General features: G+C 70.3%; 12 protein-coding genes. 4 read left to right on the plus strand and 8 right to left on the minus strand.

Annotated features, from left to right (window positions below):
- On the minus strand, nucleotides 1-232 hold a 232-nt coding region (locus tag ACTHJJ_RS02695; RefSeq protein WP_440301393.1), incomplete at its 3' end, for a hypothetical protein.
- A gap of 109 nt (nucleotides 233-341) precedes the next feature.
- On the opposite strand from ACTHJJ_RS02695, the gene ACTHJJ_RS02700 reads away from it, so the two are divergent.
- Both ACTHJJ_RS02700 and ACTHJJ_RS02705 read left to right on the plus strand, forming a co-directional pair.
- A complete protein-coding gene (locus ACTHJJ_RS02700) occupies nucleotides 342-881 on the plus strand; it encodes a hypothetical protein (protein ID WP_440301394.1) in 540 nt (179 codons plus the stop codon).
- Nucleotides 882-1042: 161 nt separating this feature from the next.
- A complete protein-coding gene (locus ACTHJJ_RS02705) occupies nucleotides 1043-1552 on the plus strand; it encodes a putative immunity protein (RefSeq protein ID WP_440301395.1) in 510 nt (169 codons plus the stop codon).
- A gap of 10 nt (nucleotides 1553-1562) precedes the next feature.
- On the opposite strand, the gene ACTHJJ_RS02710 is transcribed toward ACTHJJ_RS02705, so the two are convergent.
- Genes ACTHJJ_RS02710 through arsM form a run of 3 tightly spaced genes read right to left on the minus strand, consistent with a single transcriptional unit; the run spans nucleotide 1563 to nucleotide 3846 of the window.
- Nucleotides 1563-1967: an arsenate reductase ArsC gene (locus tag ACTHJJ_RS02710; RefSeq protein WP_440301396.1), complete on the minus strand. Its 405-nt coding sequence runs from the start codon at nucleotides 1965-1967 to the stop codon at nucleotides 1563-1565.
- Nucleotides 1964-3061 carry an ACR3 family arsenite efflux transporter gene (arsB, locus tag ACTHJJ_RS02715; protein WP_440301397.1) on the minus strand — a complete coding sequence of 366 codons (1098 nt, stop codon included), beginning with the start codon at nucleotides 3059-3061 and terminating at the stop codon, nucleotides 1964-1966. Before arsB ends, ACTHJJ_RS02710 begins: the two co-directional genes overlap by 4 nt.
- Nucleotides 3058-3846 (minus strand): arsenite methyltransferase, encoded by a 789-nt coding sequence (arsM, locus tag ACTHJJ_RS02720; protein WP_440301398.1) that lies wholly within the window; start codon nucleotides 3844-3846, stop codon nucleotides 3058-3060. The genes arsB and arsM overlap by 4 nt, the downstream gene beginning before the upstream one ends.
- An 82-nt stretch (nucleotides 3847-3928) precedes the next feature.
- Here arsM and ACTHJJ_RS02725 point away from each other — a divergent pair, with 82 nt between their 5' ends.
- The gene (locus ACTHJJ_RS02725; protein WP_440301399.1) at nucleotides 3929-4267 is read left to right on the plus strand and encodes an ArsR/SmtB family transcription factor; all 339 of its coding nucleotides are present in this window, start codon (nucleotides 3929-3931) and stop codon (nucleotides 4265-4267) included.
- Here the strand turns inward: ACTHJJ_RS02725 and ACTHJJ_RS02730 are convergent.
- From ACTHJJ_RS02730 to ACTHJJ_RS02745, 4 genes are read right to left on the minus strand one after another with little or no spacing between them, the layout of a single operon-like run.
- Complete coding sequence (locus ACTHJJ_RS02730) at nucleotides 4260-4817, minus strand: DinB family protein (protein WP_440301400.1); 558 nt, start codon at nucleotides 4815-4817, stop codon at nucleotides 4260-4262. The two genes, ACTHJJ_RS02725 and ACTHJJ_RS02730, sit on opposite strands and share 8 nt — an antisense overlap.
- Before the next feature lie 47 nt (nucleotides 4818-4864).
- A complete protein-coding gene (locus ACTHJJ_RS02735) occupies nucleotides 4865-5305 on the minus strand; it encodes a hypothetical protein (RefSeq protein WP_440301401.1) in 441 nt (146 codons plus the stop codon).
- Nucleotides 5298-6263 (minus strand): hypothetical protein, encoded by a 966-nt coding sequence (locus tag ACTHJJ_RS02740; RefSeq protein WP_440301402.1) that lies wholly within the window; start codon nucleotides 6261-6263, stop codon nucleotides 5298-5300. Before ACTHJJ_RS02740 ends, ACTHJJ_RS02735 begins: the two co-directional genes overlap by 8 nt.
- Entirely contained in the window at nucleotides 6260-6745 is a 486-nt protein-coding gene (locus ACTHJJ_RS02745) for a hypothetical protein (protein ID WP_440301403.1), read from the minus strand. Before ACTHJJ_RS02745 ends, ACTHJJ_RS02740 begins: the two co-directional genes overlap by 4 nt.
- Nucleotides 6746-6871: 126 nt before the next feature.
- Between ACTHJJ_RS02745 and ACTHJJ_RS02750 the strand changes: the two genes are divergently transcribed.
- Nucleotides 6872-7077: hypothetical protein (locus ACTHJJ_RS02750; protein WP_440301404.1), on the plus strand; the 206-nt coding region annotated here is incomplete at its 3' end.

Genomic DNA, 7077 nt, shown 5'->3' on the forward strand with positions numbered 1-7077 from the left:
CCAGTGCGCCGGTGTCCGCGGACGGCAACGCCGTGTCGGTGTTGGGCCGCTCGTCCACGACGAAGGCCTCGAGCAACCCCGCACCGAGCGAAACCAGCTCCAGCACCGGCGGCTCTGACACCGCGACGTCCGGGACGCGCAGCGTCGGGTCCGGGACGCAGGTGGCCGCGCCCGTGAACGCTCCGGTCTCGGCGGAGGGCAACGCGATCTCCGTCCTGGGTCGCTCGTCCACGACGGGGACCCCGGCAGGGAACGGGAGCACGAGCGCGGCCGGCGACAGGGGCTCGGATATCGCCAGTCCGGCAGCGGCGACCTCCGGCATGCGCGGCCTCGGATCAGGGATGCAGGCAATCACGCCCCTGAACGCTCCCGTCTCGGCGGAGGGCAATGCCGTCTCGGTCCTGGGCGGTTCGTCCACGGCTGGGAGCACGGCCGGGACCAGCGGTGCCGGCGCGCCCGGCAACGCCGGCTCGCAGGACGGCAGCCCGGACGCCACGGCATCCGGTACGCGGGGCCTGGGGTCTGGGACGCAGTCCGGCGCTCTCGTCGGTGCAGTCGTCTCCGCGGAGGGGGGCTCGGGCACCGCACTCGGTGACGCCCGGACCACTTCCGGATCGGCCGATGCCACGCCGACGGGTGGCACGCCGGCTCGAGCCATCGGCTCTGGTGCCGACGCTGCAGAGGGCCGGCACGGGACGGCGGCGAACTCCTGCGCCGAGAAGATCTCCCTCTCGAGCGCGAGCGGGCCCGGCCCGGCCACGGCCGGTCCGGGTAGCGCGGACCTGGGTAGCACGGCGTTCTCGGCCGTGCTGTTCATGTTGCTGGGAGCCTCCCTGGCGAGCATGCTCCGACGGAAGCGCAGCACGGCCGGCAACGCCTGACCCGGTGGGGCGGACCGCCTGAGTGAGCAGCTTCCCGACTCCCGAGTGGACTGCCGGGGAGCTGCTCACTCGCCCGCGTCCGCGCGCGACGCAATACAGGTCGAGCACGCGGCGAGCGCCGCCATTGCTCGGGGCGCCTCGAGGGCTGGCAGGCTGTTGACATGATCCTCCCGGAGGTCCGAGACCCGCGTCTGGTGACCATCCGGCGCGGCGGGACGCTCACCGACACGGACCACCGGTTGCTGGCACTGTGGGCTGCCAGCTGTGCGGAGCAGGTCCTGCACCTGTTCGGGGCCGAACAGCCAACGGATGCTCGGCCTCGGGAGGCAATCGCGGCCGCGCGCGCCTGGGCCCGTGGCGAGCTGAAGATGATGGATGCTCGAGCGCAAGGCGGACACGCGATGGGGGCGGCCCGGCCGCTGAGCGGGGCGCCGAGGTTCGCTGCCTACGCCGCCGGCCAAGCTGCCTGCGTGGGCCACGTGCCCGAGCACGACCTGGGCGCCGCTGCATACGCGATCAAGGCGGCCCAGGCCGCAGACCCGGGCAATCCCGATGCCACACGCCTGGAGCGCGACTGGCAGCGCGGCCACCTTCCCGAGGAGGTCAGGGCGCTCGTCCTCGAGGACCAGGCCCGGCGCAACGCAATCTGCTGGTCCGTCTTCGGGGACTGAAGGTCCCACATCACCGCAGCTCGTCGAGAAGCTCGGACACCCGGCGCTTGATCTCGTCCCGGATGGGTCTGACTGCCTCGATGCCCTGGCCGGCCGGGTCGTCCAGAGTCCAGTCCAGGTAGCGCTTGCCCGGGAAGTAGGGGCAGCTGTCGCCGCAGCCCATGGTGATCACGACATCGGAGGCCTCGACGGCGTCGGCGGTGAGCAGCTTGGGCTGTTCGGCGGAGATGTCGATGCCCTCCTCGAGCATCGCGTCGCGCACTGCTGGGTTGACGGAGTTCGCCGGTGCCGACCCAGCGGAGCGGACCTCCACCCTGCCGCGGGAAAGGTGGTGGGCGTACGCGGCGGCCATCTGCGAGCGGCCGGCGTTGTGCACGCAGACGAAGAGGACCGATGGGCGCTCGTTGCTCGTCACCGTGCCTCCGTCGACGTGGGGAGGTGCTGCGGATAGCGGTGGCGAAGCCAGAGCGAGACATAGACGAGCGCGACGAGGGCGGGCACCTCGATGAGCGGGCCGACGACGCCGGCGAGAGCCTCCCCGGACGTCACTCCGAAGGTCGCTATTGCCACAGCGATCGCGATCTCGAAGTTGTTGCCGGCCGCCGTGAACGCGAGGGTTGTGGTCCGCTCGTACGTCAGGCGCATCGCCCTGCCCAGCAGGAAGCCACCTCCCCACATGAGGGCGAAGTAGGTCAGCAACGGCAGGGCGATCCGTGCCACATCGAGGGGTTGGCCGATGATCTGGCGGCCCTGCAGGGCGAAGAGGATGACGATGGTGAAGAGAAGCCCGTAGAGGGCCCACGGCCCGATCTTCGGGAGGAAGGAGCGTTCGTATACCGCTCGCCCCCAACGTTTTTCGCCCACCCGCCGCGAGAGATACCCAGCGGCGAGGGGAACGCCGAGGAAGACGACGACTGAGGCGGCGACGTGCCACGGCGACACGTCGAGACCGGACTGGTCGAGCCCTAGCCAGCCGGGCAGCACCGACAGGTAGAACCACCCGAGAGCGGCGAAGGTGACCACCTGGAACAGCGAGTTGAGCGCCACGAGAACCGCGGCCGCTTCACGGTCGCCGCAGGCGAGGTCGTTCCAGATGATGACCATCGCGATGCAGCGGGCGAGGCCGACGATGATCAGACCGGTCCGATAGTGGGGCAGGTCCGGGAGGAACAGCCAGGCGAGCGTGAACATCAGCGCCGGTCCGATGAGCCAATTGAGCAGCAGGCTCGAGGCGAGCATGCGGCGGTCTGCCACGACGGTGTCGAGCCGGTCGTAGCGGACCTTGGCGAGAACCGGGTAGATCATGACGAGCAGGCCGAGTGCGATCGGCAGCGAAACTCCTTGGACCTCAACCGAGCCCAGGGCCTGATCCAGACCGGGTATGAGCCGGCCCAGCCCGAGCCCGACCGCCATGGCGGAGAGGATCCAGACCGGCAGGAACCGGTCGAGCCTGGACAGCCTTCCCGCAATGCGGGTGTCGTGGTCGAGCTCGGCCCGAGTCGCCGTCATGCGCGGACGGCGCGGACGATGGCTGCCTGCGCGTGCTCGTGTACGCGGTGGGTCGGACGGACCTCCACGTCGGTCCATCCGGCCCGCGCCAGCGCTGCCCGGTAGTCGCCCTCGGTGAGGGCCCCCGCGATGCAGCCGGTGTAGGCCGCGAGGTCGGCCCGAGTCTCCTCGTCCATGTCCGCGTCGGCGATGACGTCCGAGACCGCGAGCCGGCCCCCTGGCCGCGTCACCCGGGCTGCCTCGGCGAGCACGACGTTCTTGTCGGCTGCGAGGTTGATGACGCAGTTGGAGATGACCACGTCGACAGAGCCGTCGGGTAGGGGGATCTCCTCGAGGTAGCCGTGCAGGAACTCGACGTTGCCGACACCGGCGTCCTCGGCGTTCTTCCGCGCGAGGTCGAGCATCTCGGTCGTCATGTCGAGTCCGATTGCGCGCCCCGTCGGGCCGACCCTGCGCGCGGAGATCAGCACGTCACCACCCGCTCCGGAGCCGAGGTCGAGAACGGTCTCACCCTCGTGCAGCTCTGCCACGGCGGTCGGCACCCCGCATCCGAGCGACGCCTCCACCGCCGCACCGGCTCCGGCTGCCTCCGCGTCGCTGTAGAGACCGGCGCCGAAGACAACGCTCCCATCGACGGTGACGTTCCCCTCCAAGCCGCTGGGGCTGCCGCAGGACCCGCCGGCGCCGCAGCACGATCCGGCGCCTGCGCCGGAGACGGCGAGCCGTCGGGCCGACTCGGCGTAGCGCTGGCGGACCAGCTCCCGGATCTCGGTCTCCTCGGTCATGCGGACCACTCCCATCCCTGAATCGATAGTTGTCGATACAGCGAGAGTGGCGCACTGCTTCGATGTTTGTCAATATGAAGGGGTGAAGTTGATCCCGGTCGAGGACCTCAGTCCGGCCTGCGCCGATGGCTGCCGGCCGGCGGTCCTCTCGGCGCCCGACGCGGAGCAGACCGCGGGCGTCCTCAAGGCCCTGTCCGACCCGGTCCGGCTGCGGCTCTTCGCGCAGATCGCTCTCGAGCAGGACGAGACGTGCGTGTGCGACCTGCCCGACGTCGGCGTCGCCCAGCCCACCGTGTCGCACCACCTGCGCAAGCTGCGGGAGGCCGGACTGATCGACTCGGAGCGTCGAGGCACCTGGGTCTACTACCGCGCAACGGATCGTGGGCGACAGGCGCTGCAGGCCGTTCAGGCCCTCACCTGACAGCGGGAGCGCCCGCGATGGGCCCCCGCGGTATGCCGCCCAGGCTGAGTTGGCGCCGATGGTGGCCGTAGTGCTGGGGCGCCCAGCGCAGCAGATCCTCGCGACTCATCCACGACACGAAGTAGGGATCCCAGGAGGGCGGGACACTCATCCCCTTGCGTAGTTCGCCCTCCGTCGCGCGGTCCAGCCAGAGGACCAGCCACTTGGTGTCCTTCGCCATCCACCGCCTCGCGCGATCCAGCCCCGCCAGGCGTACGCCCCATACGCTGCCGGCGTAGTTGACCCACTCGTAGGGCCCGGTTGCCGCGGTGAGCGCTCCCGCGAGGTGGCGGGATGCGGCCGGGCTGACGTGGGAGAACCCGCCCATCAGGGGAACCAGGATCCGGGCGACATGCTGGCCGAACCACATGTGGAAGAGCAGCTCGCGATTCGTCCACTTCGTACCCGCAGAGGGGGCATCGAGCTCGACGGGGCTCGCGGCGCGAACGATCGCCTCGTAGTCCGCGCCAACCCATTCCAGCCCAGACCGGCACTGCTCCGTGGGGCCCACCCGCCGATTGTGCCCCGCGCGCCGCGGAGCCGCTTGCGGGCCCGGGCTCAGCCGCGCTCGCCGGCCTGCTGCTCGAGCGTCTGGTCGATGATGTCGCGGATCGCGAGGAGGGTCTCGGGGGACAGGTCGCTCGTGAGCGAGCGGGCCGCGAAGTTCTTCACCTCGGCCTCCTTGAGCGAGCGGAGCAGCTCCAGCTGCGCGGCGACTCGATCCGGGATCTCGGGATCCGCGTCTGTCAGGAAGTCCGCGGGGACGCCGAAGAAGTCGCCGAGGGCTTCGAGGAGCGGGAAGTCCGTTGTCATCGGGCCGGTCCCGGCGCGCATGTAGTGCCAGCGCTGCCGGGAGATGTGCACGCCACGTTGCTCCATGGCCGCCTTGATGTCCGGGAACGTGTACCGCTGGCCGCTCTCTGCTTCCACGACGTCGAGGAGGGTGTTGAGGCGCTCTGCCAAGATCTCCTGCGGCTCGTGGGCGGGATGGTCAGGCATAGAACGCTTCCTCCGACTTCCTGACGAGTTTCGTCTCCGACGATGTCAACAGCGACCCGCCCGCGGCGAGCTGGCTGTCGAGGATCTCCACCAGGGCTCGATGGAGCCGAGCCTGCGGATCCTTGCTGAACACGGCCCGGCGCGGGGTGACCACCGCACCGAAGAAGAGGTCTGACTGGGCGGTCCGGTGCCAGACGGGGTGGAGTCTCCAGAGGTAATAGCGCTGGGGTACCTGCCAGGCGTCGGTCCGCCGGGAGAGGGACGGGAGCACGAGGCCGACCGCGAGGAGAACGGCGGCACCACCGGTCAGCCAGGGCATCGCGGCCTCGAGGGCCGGCCGGGCGTCGAGTCCGAGCGCCGTCAGTCCGATTGCCTCGTGCAGCAGGGTGGCGGTCATGCCGAGGATGCCGAGGGCGCAGCCGAGGGCCACCACGACGAACCCGGCGCGGAACAGTCCGGAGCTCATCTGCGGCACGTAGCGCAGGCAGGTCCGGGCGATCTGCGAGGCCGCCACGATCACGTATAGGGACAAGGTCGCCGTGAGGACCAGCATCCCGATGTCCTCGCGCGAGGTCGACTCGGCAGCCGCGCTGTCCAGCTGCACCGCACCGACCAGCAGGGCACAGACGAACGAGACGCAGTAGGCCGTGATGGCCGCGGCCGTCTGGAGCACGCTGCGCCACATGACAACCGTCAGCTGCTCCGGGGGCACGACCGCACGGAGGACCGCCGCCCGCACGAACCACAGCGCGAGCATGACCAGCGACCCGATCGCGGGCAGCGCTGTGCCGAGGCTGCCAAAGACGACTTCGGCGACGGGCGGTGCCATGAGCGTGGCGGCCAGCGCACCGGCGAGGGCCGCCCAGAACACGAAGTCGGCGAGACGGCGGGTGCACGACCCGACACGCGACGCGACCAGCATCCAGAGCGCGGCGATCGCCACCGCCAGTGGCGTCATCCAAAGACTCCGCGGAAGTTGAGCGGCTCGGTGCGCTCGGCGCGCCGCCCTCGCGCGAGGGCGGCGGCGAAGACGTCGGCCAGCGACTCGGCGGCCACTTCGGGCTCGGACTGACGATCGCAGCGGCTCAGCACCCGCGCCACGGTGCGCGGGTCCAGGTCGGGCAGGAGCGAGGCGACGTGGCCATCCTGCCCGTCGAGAAGGTCATGCCGGAGCACCATGTGGGCGAGCTCGTGCAGGATGATCTGCTCGCGGTGCAGCTTCGACCCCGTCTCGGCGTGCAGGACGAGCTCGACGTTCGGCAGGCTGAGCCACAGCCCCGAGAGCCGGTCTGCGCCCAAGTGCGGGACGGACCGGATGAGGATCTTCCGTCCCCGGTGCTCCTCGACGAGTGCGGTGAGCGAATCAAGGGTCAACTGCTTAGGTGGGTCGAGTGCCGCGAAGGCCTCGGTGGCCTCTCGCTGGAGCCCGGCTCTGTCCATGCTGCAAACCTCGTCTCGTCGCACGGGCATGGGAACCTGACGTGCAGGACTGATCTCACACCGTGTAGGGTGCGCCTCGCAACTCGGATCGCCGCCCCGACCACGACGTCCCCCAAGGCTGCAGGAATGAAGAGACTGCTCTGGCAGTTGCCCGCCGTCATCGGTGGGACCGCGGCGCTGACATTCTTCGGCGTCAGCGCGCTCCAGGCGGCCATGAACGAGCCGCTCCAGGAGCATGGCGCCATCGTGCGCGCCGAGCGGGCGGTGGCATCTGCCCAGGCCCGGCAGGCTGCCGCCGAGGCGCGTACGGCTGGCGCATCCGCGACCGCATC

It is taken from the genome of Intrasporangium sp., from assembly GCF_051961875.1.
Classification (GTDB): Bacteria; Actinomycetota; Actinomycetes; order Actinomycetales; family Dermatophilaceae; genus Intrasporangium_A.